Source organism: Leclercia sp. (genome assembly GCF_036780805.1).
Classification (GTDB): domain Bacteria; phylum Pseudomonadota; class Gammaproteobacteria; order Enterobacterales; family Enterobacteriaceae; genus Enterobacter.
On sequence record NZ_DAIQCE010000001.1, the window covers coordinates 1,087,802 to 1,111,975 of the forward strand.

Consider the following 24,174-nt stretch of genomic DNA (forward strand, 5'->3'; position numbering starts at 1 on the left):
TTTGCTTAGCAGTGGGCGAGGGCCTGATCGTCGCCGGTTGCGAACAATACGTTAGCGCAAACGGCGACGGCTGAACAGGTTAATGATTTAAACCTCAGGACACAGAGTGCCGGTAAGCCGATCCCCGGACTTTTTCAACGGCCACTTTCCCGGCGATAAACGCATGGTCCGAGTTGTAGTATTCCCATTCGCTATAGCGTCCGGCCAGGGTGATGCCGTGCAGCAACAGCCATTTGCGGATCGTCTCCACGTTCTCTTTCCGGCTCTGATCGTAGATCACGTAGGCGTAAGGAATATCGATTTGGTTGGCGGTGATAATCTCATCCTCTGCCGAAATGATGCCGGATTCGATGCACTCCTTAATGCAGCGGTCGATCAGTGCCTGGCCGTCAACCGGCAGCGGCTTATCCGGTGAGTAACTGATTTCACAGGTCAGCCCGCAGCAGCCAGGCGGGCTGCAGAGCGGGCTGGCGTTGCCCTGCACGAAAATGCGGTGGAATATCGTCTTACCGGCGTAGTAGATCCAGTGTTTGTCGGTCAGATTGTCGCGGCCAATCCCCAGATTGACGCAGCGCACCGAGACGTGGCGCAGGCCTTTTGCCGCCTTGCGAACTTCTGGCGGCACTTCGTCACCCATCAGGCGAATCAGCTCCGGCAGTACCAGAGTGCTGATCATATGCTCATAGCGATACTGCCGCCCATCAGAGAGAGCCACAATGTGCTGATTGGCATAGATTTTACTCACCTCAGCCCCGGTTTCTATCCGTCCTTTAATGTGCGGCAGGAACCCGTTCATCAGCGCCTGGAAACCGCCCTGCAGTGGATAACCAAAGCGCGCGTTTGGGCCCATCGGCTTCGCGGTTTCGTTCAGGGCACCGTCGATAATTTGCTCCAGATCGGGCAGGGGAACACGGCCACCCAGCCAGGAGGTTTCCATTTCCGACAGCGGCACCGTCCATAACTTTTTGTTGTAGGGGATGGCGAAATGCCGGGCGATACCCTTGCCCCATGTCTCATAGATAAAGGCTTCAAAGCTGCCTTTTTTTGGCGCTTTTTCTGCCGCGTCGGCGCTGATGTAGTCCGGCACCGCGCCATCGGCACAGCAGTCGTGGTGATGTTTACCCTGACCGGTTTTCTCGGTGCAGGTCGGGGTCATGCTTTGCACGCCGGAGCCCGTGCCGTAGCGCGCCTCGATGGCGCCGAGGATGCACTCTTTAACTACCGTAGCCGGCAGCCCGTAAAGCGATCCCTGGAAGGGGTAGCGGGTATAGACCCCGTCGGTATAGACCCAGGCTTCGCGGATCTGCCAGTGGATATTGTCGCCTAACAACGTTTTGTACAGCGCCAGCACCTCTTCGTCAGCGGAAAACATAATGTGGCCCGCATAATCAAAGGTGAAACCTTTGTCCTGAACGGATCGGCAGAGCCCTCCGACCGTGGCATTGCGCTCAAGTAAGGTCGCCCCTTCGCCATAATGATAGGCTGCGCTCAGCCCGGTCGGGCCAGCGCCAAGAATCAAACACTTTTCAGCTTCCGTCCGGGCCGTCTTCGGCGGGATCAGGCGTAAAACCGGTTCGGAGGCAGACTCGTCAGGGCCGTTCTCCGCGGCGTTGACCGGCGCGGCGGAGGCATTCAGATAGCGTGAAAATGCGTTCTCAATCAGCGCGTGCATGCTCTGCACGGTTTTATCCCAGGAGGTACTGGCGATAATACGCTGCATCGACTGCTGCTGCGCTTTTCGGGTCTCATCCGGTAGCGCCAGCGCCTGTTCGCAGGCGGCGATAAAGGCGGCCTGGTCATGGGCAACGGCCACCACGTGGCTATAAGGTTTTTCAACATCGGCAATGGCGGTACTCACCACCGGCAGCTGCGCGGCCATGTACTCGAGCACTTTTGTCGGGCTAATGAATCGTGTGGATTCGTTCAGCGCGAACGGCATCAGGCACACGTCCCAGCCGGCAAGAAACTGGGGCAACGCCTGATAAGGCTGCATGCCGGGGTAGTGAATGTTGCTGCGTCTGGGCAGGGTCGCGGGATCGATCTTCACCACCGGGCCGACCATCACGATTTGCCACTCTGGATGTGAATCCGCCAGGGCGGCAATCAGCGATAAATCCATGCGTTCATCAATAACCCCGTAATAGCCGAGCCGCGGATGGGGGATCTCATCCTGCAGCGGATGATGATTTGCCCGATCCAGCGCCTGTTCAAAATGCACCGCATCGACGCTGCTGGCAAAACAGTGAATATTCGGGTGGCGTCCTTTTCTTGCTTCATACAGGCTGGGGCCGCCGGTAAAAACAATATCCGCCCGGGTCAGCAGGGCTGACTCACGTTGCAAAAGCTGGCGGGGGGCTTTCTCAAAGGCGGCAAGTTCATCCATGCAGTCGTAAATCACGATTGCCGGCGCGAAGACCTTCAGTAGCGGAAGCGCCATTGGCGTGTAAAACCAGACCACTGGGGTTTCGTCCGGTTCCCGTAGCTCTGTCAGGAGCGTTTCCAGACAGGCAATCTGCTCGTCGTGGAATCCGGGCTTCGTTGACGGGGTATGCGGCTGAACCACGGTAACGTTTGGGGCGGGCTGGGAGAGCTTCAGTTCCGGCTTGTCCGCTGAATACAGCGGCTCCTCAATAAAAACAATCTGATAGTGCTGGGCAAGACGTGTCATCAGATGCTGTGGACGCTGAAAGACAAAGTCCCAGCGCAGGTGACTAAAGACATATATTTTTTTCATATCTGATACCTCTGTGCCGGTGCAGGTAAAGGCGCCTGATAGCCGTTGAAAACGTTCCAGCCGGAGCTGGGTTTGCTCAAGCGCGCGTGCGTAAAGGGTATTAAGATGTCGCTCTTTATCGGGCGTGATGTCCCATAAACCGCAGTGATGCCAGACAGCACAGTTTTCCCAGTCTGGGCGGTCAATAATGGGGTAAAGGCAAATCCCGGAGATCTCAACGCCAGCCAGTTGCGCCTGAGCAACCTCAGAGGCGACATCGTTAATCCAGGCTCCACGTCCACTGCCGACATGGCTTGTTTCGGCAAGCAGAATGGGGCGGTGATAGCGTTCATTAAGTTCCTGCAACATCTCGTGTAATCGTCGTCGTCGTCGATCGCCAAGATGCCAGGCGAGGCGCTGGTTGTTTTCCGCTATCCACTGGTTGTCGTGGTAGTAATTAGCCCCGATCAGATCCAGGTAGCGCGGGTCGCCACCCAGTTCCGGCTCATGCCGTCCCGCTAACATGTCCCACGCCTGATACTGCGCCGTGCGCAACGCTTCGGCTTCCCGCACGGCTGTTGGGTCGTCGTCGGGAGAAATCAGATGGACAACGGGGTCGCAGTGCAGAATTCTGGCCCGGGGATCGGCAGCCCAGATGGCGTCGCAGGCGGCGAGGGTGGCGCGAACCAGCTGCCGTTTGCTCTGCATGCTGTCCACTTCTTCTGCAAGGGCGGCAGGAAACAGGCCTACGGCAATCCCCCATGCGGTGAAGGAGATCTCGTTGACCGGGGAATAGACCGGCGGCTCCAGATACCAGGGGCGCAAAAAGGCGGCCAGCGCGCCGCACAGCCGGGCAAAACGCGTTATAAACTCCTCTGAGAAAAAATCGACATCCTCCGGCCAGCCGTAATGGCAAATCGTCCAGCAGATCTGGATGCCGTTCGCCTTTGCCGATGCCATTTTTTCGGCAACCGCTGAAAAATCGTAACCCTCTGATTTATCAACAAGACGCCATCCGACGCTCTCCCTCACCGTGGCGATGTGAAAAGGGCTGAGCGCGCTGTAGTCAGCGTAATGTCTGCTGTCATGGCCCGTTTCGTGATCCATGGAAAGGGCATGACCCTGTCGCGTAACAAAATCTGCACCTTCAAACCCCGCCTGCCAAAAAGAGCTGAAAATAGGCATCTCACCGCTCCCGTATGGATAGTGTTTATTAATAAAAAAAACAAACCGGCATGGTATTTAAATGGGGAAATAAATAATTCATTTTTAGGGATCGAAATACGGCAGAATAACCTGGTCCTCACTCCTGTTTTCGTCACATTCATGCATGCTTACCCCCTCCACGGTTTTTATTAAAGGCGGAACAGAGTCAAAAAAAAACCACCCGGAAGTACCAGGTCAGTTTGAACATCCCTCGCAGAAATAAGCGCGAACCAGATTTATCGCTCTCTTATCTTTAAATGATAGACGGGAACGCTGATGAACAGCGGGGTCTTTTTATCAGCGTGCTGCTTCGTTCTTTAAAAAGGTGATTAAAATCATTGTCGCATCGTGATGCTTTTTTTACGCACAACGCCTCGTTGAAGCGGAATTATTTTTTATTTTCCACACAAAGCACGGGTGGCCGCTACGTTAGTTTCCCGTACATTTTGCTGTTGTGCGATTTAATTAGCGGAGCGGGGGGGGATTTATATTTACTACTTTTTATTTTCTGCGTCTTCACGGTAGAGAAATATAATCAAGCCACCTTTGAGAGTGAATAAATAAAGCGTGCTGCTATATATAATTTCAGTAGTTACAACATACAATGCTCTTTTCTTAATATCTAACCTCAGCATCGTGCCTGATAACAAAGCCTGGCAGAACGAAAGGGCAAATTTGCACTTATCCCCTGGAGGGGTTATTCTCGTTTTATCCCCTGTAGGGGATTTTATTTGCATATCCGCTATGAGGGATAAAGATGAAAGTGACATCGGCAGATGCGCTGGCACAGGCGGTCCGTGATCAGCGTAAGGTCAATAAGTTAACCCAAACGGCAACGGCTGAACAGGTTGGCATTAAACAAACCACGGTATCGGATTTTGAGAACAAACCAGGCTCCACCAAGCTGGAAACCTTGTTCAAAATCCTCGCAGCGCTGGATCTGGAGCTGCACGTGGTGAAACGCGGCGCTACGCTGCCGGATAACAACGCCTGGACGAAGGAGTGGTAAGGGATGCGGGCACAACGTCTGACTGTCGCAATGAATGGCGACGTGGTGGGTACGCTGCATCGTGACGGCAGCGGGGCGATGTCCTTTCAGTATGACCCGACGTGGCTGGCAGAGCCGGGTTCGCGAGCGATTTCGCTCTCTTTACCGCTGCAGCATGGCAGGATCAGAGGTGCGCAGGTCTTCAATTTCTTCAGCAATCTGCTGCCTGACTCCGAGGCGATCATTGCCCGTATGCAGGCCCGTTTCCATGTTGAGACCGCGCATCCCTTTGATCTGCTTGCCAGCGTCGGGCGCGACTGCGTCGGGGCCATTCAGCTCTATCCGCCAGGGCAGACGATTCCTCCGGTCACTGAGATTGTAGCCGAACCGCTGGATGACGCTCAGATTGCCGCGCTGCTCGACGGGTACCAGATGGCGCCGCTGGGGATGACAGAAGAGGGGGCCGATTTTCGCATTTCGCTGGCCGGGGCGCAGGAGAAAACCGCGCTGCTGTGGTATCAGGATCGCTGGCAGCGCCCTCAGGGGAGCACGCCAACCAGCCATATCTTCAAGCTGCCGATCGGCAGGATCGAACAGAACAATATCGACCTGAGCGAGAGCTGCGAAAACGAATGGCTCTGTTTGCGTATCGCCAAAGCCTTTGGATTCCCGGTGGCGCAGGCCGACATGGCGCGTTTTGGGCGGAAAAAAGTGCTGATTATCGAGCGTTTTGATCGACGCTGGGCCCGGAGCGGCTGGCTGATGCGCCTGCCTCAGGAGGACTTTTGTCAGGCGCTGGGCGTGTCGCCGGCGCTGAAATATGAGTCTCACGGCGGGCCGGGCATCGCCGACGCCATGAAGCTGCTGCTCGGTTCCCGCCTGGCGGGGCAGGATCGTGAGCTGTTCTTTAAGGCGCAGATCCTGTTCTGGATGCTGGCCGCCATTGATGGCCACGGTAAAAACTTCAGCCTGTTTATTGAAGCCGACTCCTCGTTTCGCATGGCCCCCCTGTACGACGTTATTTCCGCGTTTCCGCTGTTCCACGCCGGAGGGATCCCCATCAAAAAGGCGAAGATGGCGATGGCGTTACAGGGTAAAAACCGGCAGTACCATTTCGCGATGATCCAGCCGCGCCACTTTATCAGCACCGCGGCGGCGGCGGGCTTTTCTCAGGAGGCTGCCCGTCGTTTGCTGACGGAGATGGCCGATCGCACCGACGAGGTTATCGCCGCCGTCAGGGCAGAACTGCCGCCTGATTTTCCAGTACAGGTGAGCGACGCCATTTTTAGCGGCTTAGCCAGCCAGGCCGCGCGGATAGGGCGATTCAATGCGTTAGCCCCGTAATATCAATGGATATCAGTCCAAAAAATGGTAGGGTAGTGAGATATATTCGCAATTGTAAATGATATTTATTTTCATTATCATTTTTCTTTACGTAAGCAACTGTAAAGAAAAATGACATGATGAATGCCTCTGCCGTAAAGAATCAAACCCTGTGTGCCCTCGCGATTTCGCTGGCGATGCACTCTGGCTCGCTATGCGCTAAAGACTTTACCGAGAAGGATTTCCTCGTTCAGCCGCTGGGACAGGGCGTGTACGAGCTGGCCTACGATAAAGACCAGAACGCGCTCTATGCGGCCTCCGCCCCCTCGTTTGATGAAGACAAAACCGCCGGGCTGGTCTTTCAGCTGGCGGCATCCACGCTAAAAATTGTGCAGCAAATCCCGACCGAACGCCGCACCTTTGCCGTGGCGCTGGACCAGGATCAGCACATTCTTTATCTCGGCAATGCACTGGAAGGATCGGTCACGCTACTCAATACACGTAACAATGCGATTATCAAAACGATCCAGCTGAGCGATGATTCCGATCCGAATAAAAAAGCCCACGTCCGTGAAGTGGTGCTGGATAAGAAGCATCAGCGCCTGTATGTCTCCGGGATTGGTCGTAAGGATAAAGGCCTGCTGTGGGTCGTTGACACCAAGAAGGGCGAACTTGTCCAGACCCTCGGGAAGCTGGAACCCGTCGGTTTTGCCGTGGATGAGGCGGGCGACAAAGTTTACGTCGTCTCCGGTACCGGGGAGCTGATCACCCTTGATGGCAAAACCTCTCAACCGCTTGCCCGCGTGAAGGTCGATCCTGCCGACCCGGAGCATTACTTCCTCAACATCGCGCTCAACACCGCCAAAGGCGTGGGTTATATCGCTGACACCAACACCAAAGATGTGCTGGTTGTGCAGCTCGATTCCGGCAAACTCCTGCACCGCGTCCCGACACCAAACTCCGTCGCTGTGCTTTATAACGCCGCCCGGGAAGAGGTCTATGTCACCCATCGCAACGATCGCCAGATTAGCGTGATCGACGCGACCACCCATCGCCTGAAACACACCATCAAAACCGTGGCAATGCCAAACAGCCTGGCGCTTTCTGCCGATGCCAGCACGCTCTATGCCAGCGTCAAGCAAGATGAGAAAGCCAATAAAGCTGACTACGTGCTCAAGATTGATTTAACCCAGTTCTAAGGATCCTGTTGTGATAAAGCAAACACGCATGGCCGTGGCGGTTTCGCTCGCCCTGGCTAACCTACCGGTGGCCGTTTTCGCCGCAGAAAACACCGCCGTTAACGAAGATGAACTGGTGGTGACCGCGACCGGTTTTAGCCAGGAGCGCCGCGAAGCCCCGGCAACGATCTCCGTGGTGAACGAAAAGGAGCTGAACACCCGCTCGAATCAGAACGTCACTGAAGCCCTGCGAGAGATGCCGGGCGTGCTGGCCGGAAACGGACACGGCAGCCTGGCAACCGGCGATGTGCAGATGCGCGGAATGGATTCCACCTATACCTCGTACATGGTGAACGGCATCAAACAGGCGACCCGCGAATCCCGCCCGTATGGACACCATATCGGCACCGAAGCCGCCTTTATGCCGCCGCTTGCCGCCATCGAGCGCATCGAGGTGATCCGCGGACCGATGTCCTCCCTGTATGGTTCGGACTCCATCGGCGGCGTAGTCAACGTGATCACCAAAAAAGCCTATAACCTGGAGAAGTGGACCGGCGTTCTGGAAGATAACTACTTCCTGCAGGAGAAGAGCGAGTACGGCAATACCAACCAGACCAATGCCTTTGTGATGGGGCCGGTGATCCCCGGCAAGCTCGGGGTGAGCCTGGCCGCGGATTATCTCGATCGCCGCGACGATGACAGCATCAACGACGAGCGCTTTGTGAAGCACCAGTCCGGGAATCTGGATGCAACGATCTCCCTGTCGCCGACCGATACCCAGCTCTGGGACCTGAATGCCACCAAAGGCAATCAGGAGAAGACCCATAACGATAAGCAGTGGTACTGGGGCTTCGACCGGGATGCGGCATCGCTGTCACAGCACGCCTGGTATGGCGACATCCTGGAAGTGAAAAACTTCGTCAGCTACGAAAAAGCCAAAACCGAATACCGTGTTCCGGGAATGTCTTCGCAGTTTATTACCCAGAAGAACTACGAAGCCAACAGCGCCAACACCTTTACCCTCGGCGATCACAAGCTGACCCTGGGCGTGAATTTTACCCGTAATGAACTGGATGATGAGTTCGGCATTAAGGATAAGGAAGCGCCGGGCGTCACGCCGGTCAGCGAAATTACGCGTGACGGCTGGGCGGTGTTTGTCGAAGATGCCTGGATGATGGTGCCGGACTTCACCCTGACCACCTCGGCGCGTCTGGATCATGACAGCTATTTTGGTTACCACATCACGCCTAAGCTCTACGGCAACTGGACCATCGATGAGAACTGGGCGCTGAAGGGCGGCGTTTCGGCGGGCTATAAAAAACCGGATCTGCGCCAGAACAACCAGGGCTTCACCAGCGTGTATGGCGCTTATCCCTATTCTGAAATCGGCATCGGTAACGACGACCTGAAGCCGGAGGAGAGCGTCAACACCGAGCTGGGTATCTACTGGCAGCAAGACGCGCTGGCGCTGGATGCGACGCTCTTCTACACCAAATTTAAGAACAAAATCAGCGACCATCTTATTTGTACCGCGTCGGATACGCAGAAATGTACCTACAACGGTTATGTCGCGGATACGGTCTTCCAGTACGCTAACGTCAGCGATGCGGAGATCTACGGCCTGGAGCTGAACGGCGACTGGCAGGTCACGTCCTCCCTGAGAGCCAACGCCAACTATACGTACACGCACAGCGAACAGCAGAGCGGAGAGTATAAAGGCTATGCCCTGAGCGATTTCCCGGAAAGCATGGCCAACGTCTCCCTGACATGGAACGCGGTGAATGATCTGGAGCTGTGGACCAAAGCCAGCTGGCGCAGCACGTCGCCGGACATCGGCAAATCCAGCGAAACGGAGGCTTTCGCGCTGGTCGATCTGGGCGCGCGTTATCATCTGAACAAAAACGTTACGCTGATGAGTGGCATCTATAACCTGTTTGATGCCAACCCGATCTACCGTACATCTTACAACCAGTCGTCAATGCTGGAAGGTCGACGCTATAACGTTGGTGCCCGTATCGAGTTCTGATCCTCGACCGGAGCCTGCGGGTTCCGGTCTCTCCGGCTGGTTAAAACCTTCGACATGTGATACTTAAACTGGGGATACAACAAACCAGGATAATAAAAAATGTCGCAGAACAAAATTGCCCACAAAGTACAAAACCTCCAGTCATCGGCGATCAGAGAATTATTAAAACACAGCAAGATGGAAGGGGTGATCTCACTCGGCGGGGGCATTCCCAACCCGGATCTTTTCGATCGTGAAGGGCTGGAGCTGGCTATGGAGAAGGTGCTTTCCAGCACCTGGAAAGAGGCGTTTCAGTACGGTCTGAGCGAAGGCAGCCCGGAGCTGCGCGGTGCCATCTGTCAGCTGCTGAGCGGCAGAGGGATTGCGTGCGGCGTAGACGACGTGGTCGTGACCTCCGGGTCCCAGCAGTCGCTGGATATTCTGGCGCGGGCGCTGATAAACCCGGGCGATATTGTCGTCGTCGAACGACCGACCTATCTCGCTGCGCTGCAGGTTCTGCAGTTAGCGGAGGCTAACCTGATGTCGGTGGGTACCGACGGCGAAGGGATGATCATCGATGAGCTGGAAGCGCTGGTTAAGACCACGCGCGTGAAAGCGGTTTATATCGTTCCAACGTTCGGCAACCCGGGCGGCGTCACCCTGGCAGAGCAGCGCCGCAAGCAATTGGTGGAATTATCCCAGCGCTATGATTTCGTCATCATCGAGGACGATCCCTATGGCGAGATCAACTTCACCGACAAAACCTTCACGCCACTCAAAGCCTGGGCGGCGGAAATGGGCTGCAGTGATAACGTCATTTACACCTCCACCTTTTCAAAAATCCTCGCGCCGGGAGCAAGGGTGGGCTGGTTAGTGCTGCCGGACTGGATAAAGCGCCAGGTCGTGATCCTCAAGCAGGCGACCGATCTGCACACCAGCTCGCTATCGCAGTCGCTGACCTATCACTACCTGGAGAGCGGCCGCCTGGCCGGGCAAATCGACCTGATCCGCGAAGCCTATAAACATAAGTGCCAGATCCTGTGTCAGTACGTGGAAAGCGAACTGAGCGATCATCTGACATTCCATAAGCCGATGGGCGGCATGTTTCTGTGGGCCAAATTTAAATACGAAATGAATACCACGGAGTGGCTGAAAAAGACGCTGAACAACGGCGTAGTATATGTGCCAGGGGAGTTTTTCTACTGCAACGAGCCGGATCACGCCACGCTGCGTATGTCTTACGTCAGCGTCACGGATGAGAATCTGAAAGAAGCGGTTCTGCGGTTAAAAGCCTCGCTGTAAATTCCCGGAACGGGTGGCACCAGCCACCCGTTTTTAATTATCAGCTGCGAATAAATTCCAGTAAATCTTTGTTGATGGTATCAGGGTGCGTGGTGTGCATCCCGTGAGGATACCCCGGATACACTTTCAGCGTGCTGTTGCTGAGAAGTTCATCCTGGAGCAGGCTGGCGTTCTTGTAAGGCACAACCTGATCGTCATCGCCCTGCAAAATAAGCACCGGAAGGGTGATCGCTTTCAGATCGGCAGTCTGGTCCGTTTCTGAAAACGCCTTAATACCTTCATAGTGCGCCTTCGCGCTGCCAATCATTCCTTGTCGCCACCAGTTCTGGATGGTGCCCTGCGAAATCTCAGCCCCGTCACGGTTAAAGCCGTAGAACGGCCCCGTGGCCACGTCGAGATAGAACTGCGCCCGGTTAGCGGCGAGCGCTTTCCGGAACCCGTCGAACACCTCAATCGGCGTGCCGCCCGGGTTGTCCGGCGTTTTCACCATCAAAGGCGGTACGGCGCTGATCAAAACGGCTTTCGCCACGCGCCCCTGCGGTTGCCCGTATTGCGCTACGTACCGCGCCACCTGGCCACCGCCGGTGGAGTGACCGACATGCACCACATTATGCAGATCCAGATGTTCAACGATGGCGGAGACATCGGCAGCGTAATGGTCCATATCATGGCCGTCGCTGACCTGATCGGAGCGGCCATGACCACGCCGATCCGAAGCGATGACACGGAAGCCTTCCGCTAAAAAGAACAATAACTGGTTATCCCAGTCATCCGCGCTTAATGGCCAGCCGTGGTGGAAGAAGATAGGTTGTGCATCTTTGGGGCCCCAATCTTTAAAGAAGATACTGACATTATCTTTTGTGGTGACAAATGACATGGTAGACCTCTCGGGGAGTAAAAGAACCTGAGTGAGTAATAACCTGGTGGAGACGTACAGCCGCTAAGAAGTCTAGTTGAGATCGTTAACGGCTGCCTGCGCTTTGCGCAGCCGGCTCAGGCTAAACAGCACCGACGCGACAGAGGCGGCGACGGCGATCCACAGGGCAATATGGACGGCCTGCTCATTGAACGTCTGGCCATTTGCCGTCGACATTACGGAAAGCAGGATCCCCACCACGGCGGCGCCCAGACATTGTCCAAATGTCCGGGCGATGGACAAAATCCCGGAGGCATAGCTGGCATACTCCCGCGAAACATTCGCCAGCATCTCCCGGTTGTTGGGGCTCTGGAAACAGCCAAATCCGATGCCGCACACCAGGCTACGCAGGCAGATATCCCACATGGCAGGCGTGGCGGGCAGCATTGCCAGCAGGAACAACCCGACGACAAAAATAGCCAGCCCAAGGGTGGAAATCAGCGGCGCGGAAAAGGTGTCGGCCCAACGGCCTGCATGGGGCGCAATCAGCACAATGCCAATCGGCCAGGGGACAAACAGCAGCGCGGACACGACTGGGCTATAGCCATATACGCTCTGAAACAGGAAGGGCAAGGCGACAAAGGTAATGCCCTGGCTAACAAAAGAGGCCAGCGAAGTTAATGCTGCGAGAGTAAAACGCCCATTTTTGAAAATGACGGGCGGCAGCAACGGCATCCGGGCGCGGCGGATATGCCAGATAAACGCCACCGTGCTGATCAACGCGAGGAACCCCCAGCTGACGGCCTCGATGTGGCTGGCCGTCTGATGACCGGAAAGGCTGTTCGCCGCCATAATCGTTGAGCCTAACAAGGTCGCCGAAAGCAGCGCCCCGAAGGTGTCGAACGCAGCACTGCCGGGGGTTGATTTCCCGGGCAATGCCTTGCCCGCCAGCACCAGCGCGAGCGTTCCCGGGAGCATGTTAATGGCAAACAGCCATTGCCAGCTGAGGGTGTCGAGGATCGTGCCGCCCAGCACGGGGGCAATCGCCGTACTGGAGGCAATCAGCAGAGCATGCAGCCCCAGAACGCGCCCAAGCAGGCGTCCCGGGAAGACGGATCGCAGGATCGCCGGGGCAATACTCAATGTGGCCGCGCCGCCGATCCCCTGCAAAATCCGCATTCCGATGAGCATCTCCGGCGTTGTGGCCAGCGCGCAGCCCAGGGATGTCAGGGTAAATGTCGCGAGACCCGCCAGAAAAATGGGGCGCGTGCCGTAGCGGGCCGCGAGCGAGGCGAAAATAAGCAACGTCATGGCCGCGGAAAGCAGATAACCATTGGCGAACCAGACGGCGATGCTGGCAGGCACCCGCAGCGCTTGCGCCATCGAGGGCAGGGCAATGTTGATCATGGTGCCATCGAATACCCCCATCAGCGTGGTGATCATGACTGCGATCATAACCCGGGCGCGCGCCTGGCCTGGCAGCCCTTCATCACCGGGTTGGTTTAAAAATAGCGTGTTCATCCTGACTCCTGAGGGAGGGTGTTTTGATGAAGAAACTATAATCCTGGGGTATACAGGGCGGAAGGCGCATCATATACACTTAATTATTGCAGCCAACGCCTTATCTCAGCTCACCTCGAGGTTTATGATGTCCGATCCTGATTTTAACTTGCTTGTCGCGCTCGACATCCTGCTGGCAGAGGCCAGCGTTGCAGGGGCCGCGCGGCGCTTAAACCTGAGTACATCCGCCATGAGCCGGACGCTCAGCAGGCTACGTGAGGTAACAGGCGATCCGATCCTGGTGCGGGCAGGACGCAACATGGTGTTGACTCCCTGGGCTGAAGCGTCCCGGGATCGCGCCCGCAACGCGGTGCATGAGGCGAGGGCGGTGCTGCAACCCTCACTGGAGACGCTGAAGGTGGAAAATCTGGCGCGGCTTTTCACCATCAGAGCCAACGATGGATTTGTCGTCGCCTTCGGGCCCGCGCTGATCGCCGCCGTGGCTGAGGCGGCTCCAGAGGTCTGTATCCGCTTTGCGCCAAAACCTGAAAAAACGTCACGTTATCTGCGTGAGGGCCTGGTTGATCTGGAGATCGGCGTGCAGAGCAATATGGGCCCTGAAATTCGGCTTCAACGGCTCTTCCAGGACAGGTTTGTGGGGGCGGTGCGCAAGACGCATCCGCTGGCATCGCTAGCGGAAATCGGCCTGAATGATTACGTCGCCTGGGGCCACGTGGTCGCTGCGCCCGACGGATCCTTGCACGGCTTTGTGGATGATGCGCTGGCAGAGTCAGGCATCAAACGTAAGGTGGCAAGCGTGGTGCCCGGCTTTCCGACCGCGTTATCCGTGGCGCTGGCGTCCGATCTTATCGCCATGGTGCCGGCGCTCTATCTGATTAATCAGCAAATGACAGAGCAACTGCATGTTTTTGAACTGCCCTTTAACACCCGGCGCATAACGGTGTCGCAGATGTGGCATCCCAGAATGGAACAGGATCCTGGCCATCGCTGGCTAAGAGAGAAGGTTATTGAGGTGTGTCGCACTGCGGGTCAATAAAGATGCGCTCCGAATCGCAAAACATGTGAACCGGAGCGCCTTCAATTAAACGTGCAGCTCAGCGACGACCTCGGCAACGCTTTTCACGCTGCGAATGCTGCCGATGCCGGTGCCCAATGAGATATAGCCCTCGTCAGTATTGCCTTCCAGCATACCCAGACGCAGACCGCGTAATCCGCCCATCACCTTCGCCAGCTCTTCCTTGCTGGCACCAGATTTATCCAGCGCAACCAGTTTGTCGGCCAGTTTGCCCGGCAACGAACGGTAGTAATCGGGAAGGGTGCGGAACAGGCGCATATCCAGCCCATTGGCGGCGATGATTTTGTCTTTCACGGATTGCGGCACGCGGCTTTCCAGCGTGCTGATAAATACCGAGCCTGCAAACACACCCTGCGCGCCCAGGGCATGCGCGGCTCTGGCAGTTCGGTTATCGGTAATTCCGCCAGCGGCCATTACCGGGACATTTTTCACCGCGTCGGCGATCAGCGGCACGATGGAGAAGGTGCCTAATGCGATGCCGGGCAAGGTGCCGCCTTCATCAAATCCCGTGGCGACAATAATGTCGGCGCCGGCGGCCTCCGCGAGCCGGGTGTTTTCCGGGGAAGGGTTGATATCCCGATAGATAATCTTAATGCCTGCGGTTTTCAGCTCATCAAACAGGGCAGGGATGAGTGAACCTTCGCCGTAGCCGGTGTAGACGACAGCATGGACCGCTTCCTCTTTGATGACCTGAACAATGGACGGTGTCCAGATGTCATTTTCTGCCGTTGGGATCAGATTCACGCCAAAAGGTTTCTCAGTGAGCATTTTGGTTTTGCGGATTTCTTCGCGCATTTTCTCGGCGGTCGCGTCCGGCGTTGAGACCGCCGTTGCGGCCGTTAACCCGGCATTTGGCCCGAGTACACCCAGCCCCCCGGCGTTACTGACCGCCGCCACCAGACGGGCATCGGTCAGCCATGACAGTGGTCCCTGAATGACGTTTTTTTCAATACCCAGAATCTGACCAACACGGTGATTTTGCATGAGGCGTTTCCTTTATATGTAAAAGTCGGTTTGTGAACCGGAATAGCGTGAGTCTAATCGCCGCGTTTGTTCTAAAAAATAGCGAATAAGCTTCATCACTTTTACAAAATCAGTAACAATAGGCGCGTTATCCACCACGACATAAGTGCGCGCTATGCAAATCAACGTTTACGAACTCATGCGGATCTTTATTGAGATCGTTGAGTCAGGCAGTTTTTCCCAGACGTCGGAAAACCTGCAGATCCACCGGCCCGCGGTGACCAGGGCCATTAAACAGCTTGAGCAGCATACGGGCGTGCGTTTGCTCCACCGCACAACCCGGCGCATTAGCCTGACACCCGAAGGCGAAGAGTTTTACCGCAGCAGTAAACCCTTGCTGGAACAAACCGATGATTTATTAGGCTCTTTTGTCGCGGGCCGTTCATTATGTGGGCAACTTCGCGTGGATATGCCGGTATCGATTGCCGCCTTGCTGGTTGTACCAAGGCTGCCGGATTTCTATCGCCATTACCCCGGGATTGAAGTGGTGCTCAGCAGCTCCGACCGGCGTAAAGATATGCTGCGTGATGGACTGGACTGCATTGTCCGTGTCGGTCCGCTGGATGAAGGTGATTATGTGGCGCGCTCGCTGGGTAAGATCAAACTGGTCACGTGCGCCAGCCCGGCATACCTTGAGGAGTATGGCGTACCTGAAACGCTCGATGAACTGCAGCATCATCAGGGGGTGAACTGGTTTAACGTTAACAGCCGGCAGATTATGCCGTGGGTGTTTCAGTCGGCGTCAGGCGTTGAGGAACTTCATCTGTCGGGGAAACTGGTGCTGGATAACTCCGAAGTCTATATTGCGGCGGGTCTGGCCGGGCTGGGGTTGTTGCAGGGCATGGATTTCTTTTTACGTCCGTATATCAATGACGGGCGTCTGGTCGAAGTGCTGCCAGGCAATCCGGTTCCGGCGCGCCAGCTGTCGGTGCTTTATCCGCACCGGCATATTTCTCCTAAGGTGCGCGTCTTTACGCAGTGGCTGGAGACGGTGTTGAAGGCTTATACATGACATCGGGGCAGGGTAGCGACCTTATAAACGTTGGTATCACGTTGAAAGACGCCTCCAGGTTATCTTATGTTGAATCTCATTCAATTACGCGCATGGCCTTCTTACGATGAAAGTGATACTTGTTCGACACGCGGAAACAGAGTGGAATGTGCGAGGAATTATTCAGGGACACAGTGATAGCACCTTGACCCCTCGGGGTTTGCGCGAAACATCTGCCTTACTGACGGCGCTTGCAGCAAGTGATTACCGGGTGGATTGTGTTTACGCTTCTCCGCTTGGGCGTGCCTGGCAAATGGGGCAGAACCTGGCTGAGCGCTTTCGCTGCTCATTGACGGCTGAACCCGCCCTTAAAGAACAGGCATTTGGTGAGTTTGAAGGAGTGTCATCAGACCTGCTCATCAAACAGTATCCAAAAGATGCAGATGCATTATTCGAGCTGGATGCAGAGTTTTTCCCACCGGGCGGAGAATCTCTCGCGCAGGCCACTCAGCGGGTTATGCATTTTTTACATAAACTCGAAGCAACATCACATCATCAAACTATCTGTATTGTTTCTCACGGGCATGTCAGTCAGGGCGTTCTTGCGATTCTTAAAGAAGGCGTTGTCGATAATTTCCCTCGATATGCTCAACCCAACGCGAGTTACTCCGTTTTCGATCTGATTCATGGGAAATGTACCGATGTCAGATGGGGAATTGCTACACACTTACTTCAACTTGCTTGACCGACAACATGAGGCAAAACGTAATGAGCTGCGAGCAGTGTCTGGAGTTTTGCGTTAAATACATCACCCGGGAACTTGCCCGATCGCGAGAGTGGTCGAATGCAGAAAAGGAGAGGGAAGTCTTTGAAGTGAAGGTACTGGTTGGTCTGCGCATGGATAAGGGACAGGACGCTGTCTACCCAAATACCTAATTTAACATAATATACATTATGCGCACTAAGATTGTAGGGGCTCAATGTTAATGTCTATTTGTGGCTCATTATCAGGAATGCCCAGGTTATAGTTTCAAAGCTGCTCGACCAGACAACGACTCACTTTTCCTGATGAGGCGTTTTCTATGCCTATACATGCCGCCGGGATGTTCACCGTGAAAGAAATCAACCGCCAAAAATCCTTCAGGATGTCATCGATCGCAATCTGCGGCCTGGCCAGGCTGCAGAAATGCTCGGTATCACGCCGCGTCATTGTAGTCGTCTGCTGGAACGTTATCGTCAGTCTGGACCGCCTGGCATGAATAACCAGAATCGCGGTCGCATCGGAAACCGTCTGTTGCCAGCTTCACTTACTGAGCTGGCGCTGAGTCTCATCCGGGAACGCTACCCGGATGGCCGTAAAGAACTCCGCCTAAATGGCGCTGCACTTCCCTACTCCACCTATGGTAGCTAATCACCTTAGGCGTTTTTCAGTTTGTCTGGCCGAAAGACAATTAATACTATAATTTTGAAAAAGTTAAACTAAGTATGATGCATAAGACGTAAAGCTAAAGGACAGATATGACAGCATATTCAAACTCTGATGCAGCAAGGGATTTACGCTCGGCCTTAGACAAAGCACCCGCTGGCGCTGTGAACGGAGAATGGTTCTTTATCACCGAACAGGCTGGAGTCTCCTCACAAACAGGAGGCTACATGTATGCCGACGGGAGTCACGTTCCAGAGGGTAACCACGCCTTGAAGAAAGTCCGGGAGGTTGTCGAAAAACTCGAAGCATCACAGATACAGCCCTTTAATAAGGTTATCGTTCAATGGACAAGGTCTAAAATACCGTTAATACGGGGGCGCGTAACGGTTGACACACTATTCGATGAGACAATTGTGCCGCGTGGTCCACAGGACCCGATTTATGAGGCAGCTTCAGTAGCAAGGCGAGCCTTTTGGAAAAAGTATGGCAGCGTCTCAGATGGCTTTAAGGCTGAACAAGATGGCGCGAACATACACAACCAGACGGAATGGTTCGGGCCCCATCGCCGAGTACTCAATATTAAGAGCAACACCCAATTAACGCTGGCCACTGATGGCCTTTCGACGCCCTGGGCTGGCATTGCAGACCCGGAAAATGGCGTAGGATGCGAACTTTTCATGGAATTAGACGCTTCGAGTATTACCAGCCACCAGATTGATGACTGGGCTCATCTCTTGATTAACCTGGGGGATCTCGTTGCCGATGGATATCAGGTTGCTGCCGATGTTGATAAATATGGTGCAATCCTGTTTTGCACTCTTACAGACGAATATAATCCAATGACCCGAATCATCCTCAGCCGTGATGGCCGTAAGATTGATAATTTGCCTTTCGGTTCCGTTCCGCTGATCCGTGTAACGCCGATAGCAGAGTCAGAGATTGAACACCTTGACCAATCTGATGAATGGGCATCAAGCGCAGCAAGACATGCTCTCGCGGAACGGCAGATTTACGCCCAGCAAATATTCATGAGTACAACTAATAAGCCCTAGAGAATCATGCGCTCTAATCAAATAAATGGTATTGCGTTAAGCTGTTCCATCCCCCAGGACTGAGGATCTAACTTGTTGGCGAGCGTTAGCCGGCCTTATTACAAGCGCGTCGGTCGGTAAACCTGGCAAAAGATATCAGTCACAGCACCTAACCAGCACAGTCTGGAGGATTTCACATGCAAAACCGGCTCAATGAGAAACAACAAGCGATAATCCCTATTGCAGCTTTTGCTGCTATCGGCGAGGTGGACAAATTAAAAACAGCTCTGCACAAGGGTTTGAATACCGGAATAACCATAAATGAGCTTAAGGAAATACTCGTACACATTTATGCTTATTGTGGATTCCCAAGAAGTCTGAATGCCATATCTGCACTTATGACTGTCCTGGAAGACCGCCATCTGAAGGGGATCGCAGACGAAACTGGCAGAGAGCCCGCCCCCACTCCACAAGGCTGGAACAGCTTGACGGCTGGTTCAGAAAATCAGACCCGGCTTGTAGGTAAACCTGTAACCGGCAAAATATTTGAATTTTCACCTGCCATTGATCAGTTTCTTAAGTCTCATCTTTTCGGAGATCTGTTCCAGCGCGATGTCCTGGACTGGTCAACCCGAGAACTGGTAACAATATCAGCACTGGCAGCAATGTCCGGCGTAAGCAGTCAACTTAAAAGTCATTACGCTATCAGTCTGAACAGTGGAATGACAATTAAACAACTCCATCATTTTGTTGACATACTGGAAACGCAATGTGGGGATACTTCCGAAAATAGTGCGCGGAAAATACTTGCCGAATTTCTCAACACCGAAAACAATCAGTGATAGTCAAAATAAAACCATCTCCGCCGGAGATGGTTTTGAATGAATATAAACACAGACCTGGACTTTAAATCATGCCTTCAGTGAAGCTATGTCAATCACGAAACGATATTTAACGTCGCTTTTCAACATACGCTTCCAGGCGGTATTAATATCCTGAATATTAATAAGCTCGATATCAGAAGTGATCTGATGCTTAGCGCAAAAATCGATCATCTCCTGCGTTTCTTTTATTCCGCCAATGACTGAACCAGCCACGGATTTTCGCCCTAAAATAAGTGGTGTGCTATTCAGCATCGGCTCAAGATTTCCCAGATAACCCACGAGTACTAACGTTCCACTCAGCGCCAGCGTAGGGATATAAGGGTTGAGGTCATGAACGTAAGGTACAGTATCAATAATCAAATCAAACTGGTTGCGCGCGCCCTGCATCTGTTCTGTATCGGTAGAAATAACAACATGCGCGGCACCCAGACGGCGAGCATCGGCCTCTTTATTTGGTGAACGAGAGAATAACGTAACCTCAGCACCTAATGCTTTGGCCAGTTTTATCGCCATATGACCCAGGCCACCTAAACCGACAACGGCGACTTTACTGCCCGGCCCAACATTCCAGTGGCGAAGTGGTGACCACGTGGTAATACCGGCACAGAGCAGCGGCGCAGCGCCTTTTAAATCCAGGGTCTCAGGGACTTTAATAACGAATTTTTCAGTCACCACGATCTTGTCAGAATAGCCGCCATAGGTAGGCATCTGGTCATGTCTGTCAATATCGTTATAGGTTAAGGTATTCCCCTCTTCACAATACTGTTCCAGCCCCTGTTGGCAGGGTTTGCAATGCTGGCAGGAGTCGACCATGCACCCCACCCCCGCATAGTCACCGACGCGGAAATTAGTGACGGCCTTCCCTACCTGAGTTACACGGCCAATGATTTCATGCCCTGGCACCATCGGGTATTTAGCGCCGCCCCAGTCATTAAAAGCATTATGAATGTCTGAATGACAGACTCCACTGTATAAAATCTCTATAACCACATCATTATCACGAGGATCACGTCGAACAAAGTTATGTGGAACTAAATCCTCTTTCGCAGCAAACGCGGCATAACCCTTCACATTTAAGGTCATAAGTTCATCTCCCGATGAGAAGTAAGATGACGCGATGTTAATGCTTTTACCATCGCGTCGCTGAATAAGCAGAGGAGTTATTGAGGACGTAATTCGCCATATTTATAAGATGCCGTTGCGCCGCCATCAATCAGCAAATCGCTCCCGGTGACATAAGTGCCATTTGGACCAAAAAGAAATTCAGCCAACGCACCTACTTCATCCGGCGTACCACCCCGGCCAGCCGGAGATTTGTCCAGCATATTGCGATAGAATGCTCCCCGCTCTTCGCTGTTAAGCTCGTCATAAGCAAGGGGGGTAAAGATGATGCCAGCACTAATGCAGTTAATTCTCGCTCCACGTTTACCCCATTTAACCGCTTCTGACATGACGCGAAGCGCATTACAACGTTTGGAAATCTGGTAAGCGTATAAGCTATCTTCAATGTCTTTCACTAGCGGCAGTTCAAGCAGTTCTTCCGGCGGCAACGTTGCTAATGCATCAGCCTGAGCTTGTGTCAGAGCATCAACAGCTAAGCGATGGCTGGACTGCGAACCAATAACCACGCAGGATCCCCCTGGAGCAATAACCTTCCCAAACTCTTCGAACAGCACAGCGCTACCATACAAATCTACGCGAATAAGATCCTGCGCTTTTGCCTGAGACGGCGAGAGTCCTGCTGTGTGGATAACACCTTTAACCTCGCCCAGGTCACACGCTACGTTCACGAGGTCCTGTATAGACTTACGTGAACGGACATCGACATTCGTGGTGCTTACCTCGAAACCGGCACGAGAAAGGTTTGTTTCAGCGTATTCCGCGTTCTCAGCTTTTATATCGGCAAGGAGAATATGTTTTCCAACGCTAACGCGACGCGCTATGGCCTGAGCAATTGAACCACTTCCAATTACAACGATTACTTCCTTCATATTTTCCCTCATTTACGCGTTGCTGCCGTAACCCTGATAATTTTACCAGGATAAGGTCCACCTCGTTCTCAGACAGTTTATGAAGCATAGCGTTAAGCAAAGAGCGCGGTAAGCCGGTTCTGAATCTTGCCCCTATGAGTTAAATTCATAAATAGTGGCAAATATTGATGTTTAAATACGAAAAAGGAGGTTGTAAGCTGCATCTTAGAGCAATTTCCCAGAAATCGACTCCCGCATCTGGCAGCGGCCCAGTGCGACCCCCGGTCGCACACAGCCCCTTCTGTCCTTATGAATCCTGCAACCGCGCCAGCATGGTTGTCCGGCAGACATAAATAATCGCGCACAACAACAGGCTTAGTAATGCGGTGCAGATAAATACGCCCGCCCCGGTCATGGCCAGCATGATGCCTCCTATTAACGGCCCGGCAGCCACCCCCAGCGTCGTCAGCGTTGAGGCCCCCAGATACGCACCGCGATGTTCTGCCGGTGCCAGCTGATCGAGCAGAATGTTCAGGTTCGGCATCAGAATCGCTTCCCCCATGCTGAATATGGCGGTGACCGTCAGCCACGCCCACACTTCTGTCGAACGAGTGGCAAAAAAGCAGAGCTGCGATAAAGCAAAAATGGCGCCGCCGAGAAGAATGCGTTTCGGCAAACCGATCTGCGCCAGAAAACGCATAATAAAGCTCTGGAACACCAGTACCGTACAGGCATTGGTCACCAGTATCAGGGTAATCAGCTTAACCGCTGCGTTGCCGTCAAGTAACATCAGGTACTGGGGTAATACGGCTTCGTAATGGATAAAAACAATGCTACACAAAATGCTGCACAGCAGTGCCGCAATGTAGATTTTGTCCCTCGCAATAATGCCCATCACCTGGTGCAGCTTAACCGCCGGCCCACCGCCGCCCTGCTCTTTGCCCAACAGTTTACCGGCCGGGATAAACAGCAGTACGTAAACGAAAAATGGCAGATAGGTCAGCCCGGTGATCAGGAACGTCCCCTTCTGGGATGTCAGGCCAAAAACTATCCCTACCAGCGGGCCAAACACCGCTGCGACGTTAATCAGGTAGTAACGCATTTGCAGGGCAAGCGCACGGCGACGGCGATCGCCAAGCAAATCACTCATCAGCGCTCGCACCGGGGGATCAACCCACGCAAAGCAAACGCCGATAATCATCAGGCCGGTAATGAATAGCCCCATCCCGGAGGCCTGCGCCAGGGTGATATATCCCACGGCGGAAAACCCGCAGCCCAGCAGAAGAATGATCCGGCGCCCCAGCCTGTCGGAGATCTGCCCGCCATACATACCGAGCACCACCGATAACAGCGCACTGCTGGTCATCGCCACGCCAATGGCGATCGGCGACATATGGTAATTCTGCGTCATGATCACCGCGATAAACGGCCATGCCATAAAATAGCTAAAGCGTACAATGAAGGTAAAAAAGAGCAGCGCATGGACAGTCGCCGGGAACGTTTTTAACGTCTGAAACAGTCCCGGTGCCGCACTTATTTCGGCGGCAGGTTTTATCGTCATAAGTTATCCCAATCATTATTTTTATTAACATATTGCATTGATGCCTAATGTAACCAACTAAATATTAATAAGATTATTCGCCGGCCGCTGCAATACAAATGTTAACAAGATGTTTAATTTGCCAGCTTATGATGTGATGACTATGGGTTGCAGAGAAATATAAGGGAAAGGATGAAGCAGGCTACAGAATGCGGAAGTTAATACTGAAACGATCGGCAACCCGTTGCAGGCTGCCGGTCTGGGCAGATTTACACGCGGCTGGCGTCATACCCACCAGCAAAACAGTCTTCGTCCAGCGTCAGGCTGCCTATTTTATGCACCGGGCCACACATGCTGACCTGAAAATCATCCCCGAAGGTGATTTGCAGCTGCCCGCCCGGCATATTGACGCTGACCCGGTCATCAACCCGGCCTAATTTGCGCATGACGCTGGCCGCGGCGCAGCTGCTGCTGCCGGATGCCATCGTAAAACCGGCGCCCCGCTCCCAGATACCAATGCGCAGCGTATTGCGATCCACCACTTCCACCAGCTGGACATTGGTGCGTTTGGGAAACAGAGGATGGTGTTCAATCTGCGGCCCCAGACGGTGAACCTGCGCCAGATCGAGCTTATCCACCAGCACGACACAGTGAGGATTGCCCATTGAGACCAGCGATACCAGGATCGTTTCATCCGCCAGCGTCAGGGGATAATTCAGCGCTTCGTGCTGTTCAATCAGCGCAGGCAATGCCGCCGGACTGAAATTCGCCCGCCCCATCTCCACCGTGATCTGATGAGGATCTTCATGGACCCTGCAATGTACATCCCCACCCGCGGTATGCACTAAAAAGGGCTCGTGCCCGACACGGCCGATATCAAAAAGATAACGGGCATAGATGCGCAGACCGTTACCACTTTTCTCGGCTTCTGAACCGTCCGGATTGATGATTCGCAATGTGGGTGCGTGCCGATCGCCACTGTCAATCAGCAGACCGTCAGACCCTATCCCATAATGGCGATGGCATAAGGTACGAATCTGCTCGAGGCTCAACGGCTCTGCGACAGAACGATGGCACACCAGGTAATCATTACCGAGTCCGTGATATTTATGGAATAGCAAAGGCGTCATGGATGGGATTCT

General features: G+C 53.8%; 20 protein-coding genes. 11 read left to right on the top strand and 9 right to left on the bottom strand.

Features of this window, described 5'->3' with window-relative positions:
* Nucleotides 1–94: 94 nt before the first annotated feature.
* A complete protein-coding gene (locus tag V7Q49_RS05035) occupies nt 95–3,898 on the bottom strand; it encodes an NAD(P)-binding protein (protein ID WP_333849645.1) in 3,804 nt (1,267 codons plus the stop codon).
* 778 nt (nt 3,899–4,676) lie between these two features.
* Between V7Q49_RS05035 and V7Q49_RS05040 the strand changes: the two genes are divergently transcribed.
* The 5 genes from V7Q49_RS05040 (at nt 4,677) to V7Q49_RS05060 (ending at nt 10,715) form a co-directional block, all read left to right on the top strand.
* On the top strand, nt 4,677–4,928 hold the full coding sequence (locus V7Q49_RS05040) for a helix-turn-helix domain-containing protein (protein WP_333849646.1): 252 nt from the start codon (nt 4,677–4,679) through the stop codon (nt 4,926–4,928).
* Between the two features lie 3 nt (nt 4,929–4,931).
* Nucleotides 4,932–6,251 carry a type II toxin-antitoxin system HipA family toxin gene (locus tag V7Q49_RS05045; RefSeq protein WP_333849647.1) on the top strand — a complete coding sequence of 440 codons (1,320 nt, stop codon included), beginning with the start codon at nt 4,932–4,934 and terminating at the stop codon, nt 6,249–6,251.
* Between the two features lie 119 nt (nt 6,252–6,370).
* Nucleotides 6,371–7,429: a 7-bladed beta-propeller protein YncE gene (yncE, locus tag V7Q49_RS05050; protein ID WP_333850494.1), complete on the top strand. Its 1,059-nt coding sequence runs from the start codon at nt 6,371–6,373 to the stop codon at nt 7,427–7,429.
* Nucleotides 7,430–7,439: 10 nt separating this feature from the next.
* Nucleotides 7,440–9,434 carry a TonB-dependent receptor domain-containing protein gene (locus V7Q49_RS05055; RefSeq protein ID WP_333849648.1) on the top strand — a complete coding sequence of 665 codons (1,995 nt, stop codon included), beginning with the start codon at nt 7,440–7,442 and terminating at the stop codon, nt 9,432–9,434.
* A gap of 99 nt (nt 9,435–9,533) precedes the next feature.
* A complete protein-coding gene (locus V7Q49_RS05060; RefSeq protein WP_333849649.1) occupies nt 9,534–10,715 on the top strand; it encodes an aminotransferase-like domain-containing protein in 1,182 nt (393 codons plus the stop codon).
* A gap of 40 nt (nt 10,716–10,755) precedes the next feature.
* On the opposite strand, the gene V7Q49_RS05065 is transcribed toward V7Q49_RS05060, so the two are convergent.
* Both V7Q49_RS05065 and V7Q49_RS05070 read right to left on the bottom strand, forming a co-directional pair.
* Entirely contained in the window at nt 10,756–11,592 is an 837-nt protein-coding gene (locus V7Q49_RS05065; protein ID WP_333849650.1) for an alpha/beta fold hydrolase, read from the bottom strand.
* A gap of 72 nt (nt 11,593–11,664) precedes the next feature.
* Nucleotides 11,665–13,092, bottom strand: coding sequence for an MFS transporter (locus tag V7Q49_RS05070; RefSeq protein ID WP_333849652.1), 1,428 nt, complete (start codon nt 13,090–13,092; stop codon nt 11,665–11,667).
* A 127-nt stretch (nt 13,093–13,219) separates the two neighbouring features.
* Here V7Q49_RS05070 and V7Q49_RS05075 point away from each other — a divergent pair, with 127 nt between their 5' ends.
* Nucleotides 13,220–14,128 carry a LysR family transcriptional regulator gene (locus V7Q49_RS05075; RefSeq protein WP_333849653.1) on the top strand — a complete coding sequence of 303 codons (909 nt, stop codon included), beginning with the start codon at nt 13,220–13,222 and terminating at the stop codon, nt 14,126–14,128.
* Between the two features lie 45 nt (nt 14,129–14,173).
* Here V7Q49_RS05075 and V7Q49_RS05080 read toward each other — a convergent pair whose 3' ends face one another.
* Complete coding sequence (locus V7Q49_RS05080) at nt 14,174–15,151, bottom strand: NAD(P)H-dependent flavin oxidoreductase (RefSeq protein ID WP_333849654.1); 978 nt, start codon at nt 15,149–15,151, stop codon at nt 14,174–14,176.
* A 154-nt stretch (nt 15,152–15,305) separates the two neighbouring features.
* Between V7Q49_RS05080 and V7Q49_RS05085 the strand changes: the two genes are divergently transcribed.
* Together V7Q49_RS05085 and V7Q49_RS05090 are read left to right on the top strand one after the other, a co-directional pair.
* On the top strand, nt 15,306–16,202 hold the full coding sequence (locus V7Q49_RS05085; RefSeq protein ID WP_333849655.1) for a LysR family transcriptional regulator: 897 nt from the start codon (nt 15,306–15,308) through the stop codon (nt 16,200–16,202).
* 106 nt (nt 16,203–16,308) lie between these two features.
* A complete protein-coding gene (locus V7Q49_RS05090; RefSeq protein WP_333849656.1) occupies nt 16,309–16,926 on the top strand; it encodes a histidine phosphatase family protein in 618 nt (205 codons plus the stop codon).
* A 285-nt stretch (nt 16,927–17,211) separates the two neighbouring features.
* Here the strand turns inward: V7Q49_RS05090 and V7Q49_RS05095 are convergent, their stop codons facing one another.
* Nucleotides 17,212–17,391, bottom strand: coding sequence for a hypothetical protein (locus V7Q49_RS05095; protein WP_333850518.1), 180 nt, complete (start codon nt 17,389–17,391; stop codon nt 17,212–17,214).
* Here V7Q49_RS05095 and V7Q49_RS05100 point away from each other — a divergent pair.
* From V7Q49_RS05100 to V7Q49_RS05110, 3 genes are all read left to right on the top strand, one after another.
* A complete protein-coding gene (locus tag V7Q49_RS05100) occupies nt 17,368–17,592 on the top strand; it encodes a hypothetical protein (RefSeq protein WP_333849657.1) in 225 nt (74 codons plus the stop codon). The two genes, V7Q49_RS05095 and V7Q49_RS05100, sit on opposite strands and share 24 nt — an antisense overlap.
* A 107-nt stretch (nt 17,593–17,699) precedes the next feature.
* Nucleotides 17,700–18,659, top strand: coding sequence for a hypothetical protein (locus V7Q49_RS05105; RefSeq protein WP_333849658.1), 960 nt, complete (start codon nt 17,700–17,702; stop codon nt 18,657–18,659).
* Nucleotides 18,660–18,835: 176 nt separating this feature from the next.
* A complete protein-coding gene (locus V7Q49_RS05110) occupies nt 18,836–19,480 on the top strand; it encodes a carboxymuconolactone decarboxylase family protein (protein WP_333849659.1) in 645 nt (214 codons plus the stop codon).
* Between the two features lie 69 nt (nt 19,481–19,549).
* On the opposite strand, the gene V7Q49_RS05115 is transcribed toward V7Q49_RS05110, so the two are convergent.
* The 4 genes from V7Q49_RS05115 to dapF form a co-directional block, all read right to left on the bottom strand.
* Nucleotides 19,550–20,605, bottom strand: a complete 1,056-nt coding sequence (locus tag V7Q49_RS05115) for an NAD(P)-dependent alcohol dehydrogenase (RefSeq protein ID WP_333849660.1) — start codon at nt 20,603–20,605, stop codon at nt 19,550–19,552.
* A gap of 77 nt (nt 20,606–20,682) precedes the next feature.
* Nucleotides 20,683–21,513: an SDR family oxidoreductase gene (locus V7Q49_RS05120; RefSeq protein ID WP_333849661.1), complete on the bottom strand. Its 831-nt coding sequence runs from the start codon at nt 21,511–21,513 to the stop codon at nt 20,683–20,685.
* Nucleotides 21,514–21,799: 286 nt separating this feature from the next.
* Nucleotides 21,800–23,053, bottom strand: coding sequence for an MFS transporter (locus V7Q49_RS05125; RefSeq protein ID WP_333849662.1), 1,254 nt, complete (start codon nt 23,051–23,053; stop codon nt 21,800–21,802).
* A 248-nt stretch (nt 23,054–23,301) separates the two neighbouring features.
* Entirely contained in the window at nt 23,302–24,162 is an 861-nt protein-coding gene (gene dapF / locus V7Q49_RS05130) for a diaminopimelate epimerase (protein WP_333849663.1), read from the bottom strand.
* Between the last annotated feature and the right edge of the window lie 12 nt (nt 24,163–24,174).

Excerpts from the sequence above, each read along its gene's own strand:
- V7Q49_RS05045 (WP_333849647.1), top strand. The coding sequence starts at position 4,932 with ATGCGGGCACAACGTCTGACTGTCGCAATGAATGGCGACGTGGTGGGT.
- V7Q49_RS05060 (WP_333849649.1), top strand. The coding sequence starts at position 9,534 with ATGTCGCAGAACAAAATTGCCCACAAAGTACAAAACCTCCAGTCATCG.
- V7Q49_RS05090 (WP_333849656.1), top strand. The coding sequence starts at position 16,309 with ATGAAAGTGATACTTGTTCGACACGCGGAAACAGAGTGGAATGTGCGA.
- V7Q49_RS05100 (WP_333849657.1), top strand. The coding sequence starts at position 17,368 with ATGCTCGGTATCACGCCGCGTCATTGTAGTCGTCTGCTGGAACGTTAT.
- V7Q49_RS05120 (WP_333849661.1), bottom strand. The coding sequence starts at position 21,513 with ATGAAGGAAGTAATCGTTGTAATTGGAAGTGGTTCAATTGCTCAGGCC.
- V7Q49_RS05040 (WP_333849646.1), top strand. The coding sequence starts at position 4,677 with ATGAAAGTGACATCGGCAGATGCGCTGGCACAGGCGGTCCGTGATCAG.
- V7Q49_RS05035 (WP_333849645.1), bottom strand. The coding sequence starts at position 3,898 with ATGCCTATTTTCAGCTCTTTTTGGCAGGCGGGGTTTGAAGGTGCAGAT.
- V7Q49_RS05105 (WP_333849658.1), top strand. The coding sequence starts at position 17,700 with ATGACAGCATATTCAAACTCTGATGCAGCAAGGGATTTACGCTCGGCC.
- V7Q49_RS05085 (WP_333849655.1), top strand. The coding sequence starts at position 15,306 with ATGCAAATCAACGTTTACGAACTCATGCGGATCTTTATTGAGATCGTT.
- V7Q49_RS05065 (WP_333849650.1), bottom strand. The coding sequence starts at position 11,592 with ATGTCATTTGTCACCACAAAAGATAATGTCAGTATCTTCTTTAAAGAT.
- V7Q49_RS05110 (WP_333849659.1), top strand. The coding sequence starts at position 18,836 with ATGCAAAACCGGCTCAATGAGAAACAACAAGCGATAATCCCTATTGCA.
- V7Q49_RS05070 (WP_333849652.1), bottom strand. The coding sequence starts at position 13,092 with ATGAACACGCTATTTTTAAACCAACCCGGTGATGAAGGGCTGCCAGGC.
- yncE (WP_333850494.1), top strand. The coding sequence starts at position 6,371 with ATGAATGCCTCTGCCGTAAAGAATCAAACCCTGTGTGCCCTCGCGATT.
- V7Q49_RS05080 (WP_333849654.1), bottom strand. The coding sequence starts at position 15,151 with ATGCAAAATCACCGTGTTGGTCAGATTCTGGGTATTGAAAAAAACGTC.
- V7Q49_RS05115 (WP_333849660.1), bottom strand. The coding sequence starts at position 20,605 with ATGACCTTAAATGTGAAGGGTTATGCCGCGTTTGCTGCGAAAGAGGAT.
- dapF (WP_333849663.1), bottom strand. The coding sequence starts at position 24,162 with ATGACGCCTTTGCTATTCCATAAATATCACGGACTCGGTAATGATTAC.
- V7Q49_RS05075 (WP_333849653.1), top strand. The coding sequence starts at position 13,220 with ATGTCCGATCCTGATTTTAACTTGCTTGTCGCGCTCGACATCCTGCTG.
- V7Q49_RS05125 (WP_333849662.1), bottom strand. The coding sequence starts at position 23,053 with ATGACGATAAAACCTGCCGCCGAAATAAGTGCGGCACCGGGACTGTTT.
- V7Q49_RS05095 (WP_333850518.1), bottom strand. The coding sequence starts at position 17,391 with ATGACGCGGCGTGATACCGAGCATTTCTGCAGCCTGGCCAGGCCGCAG.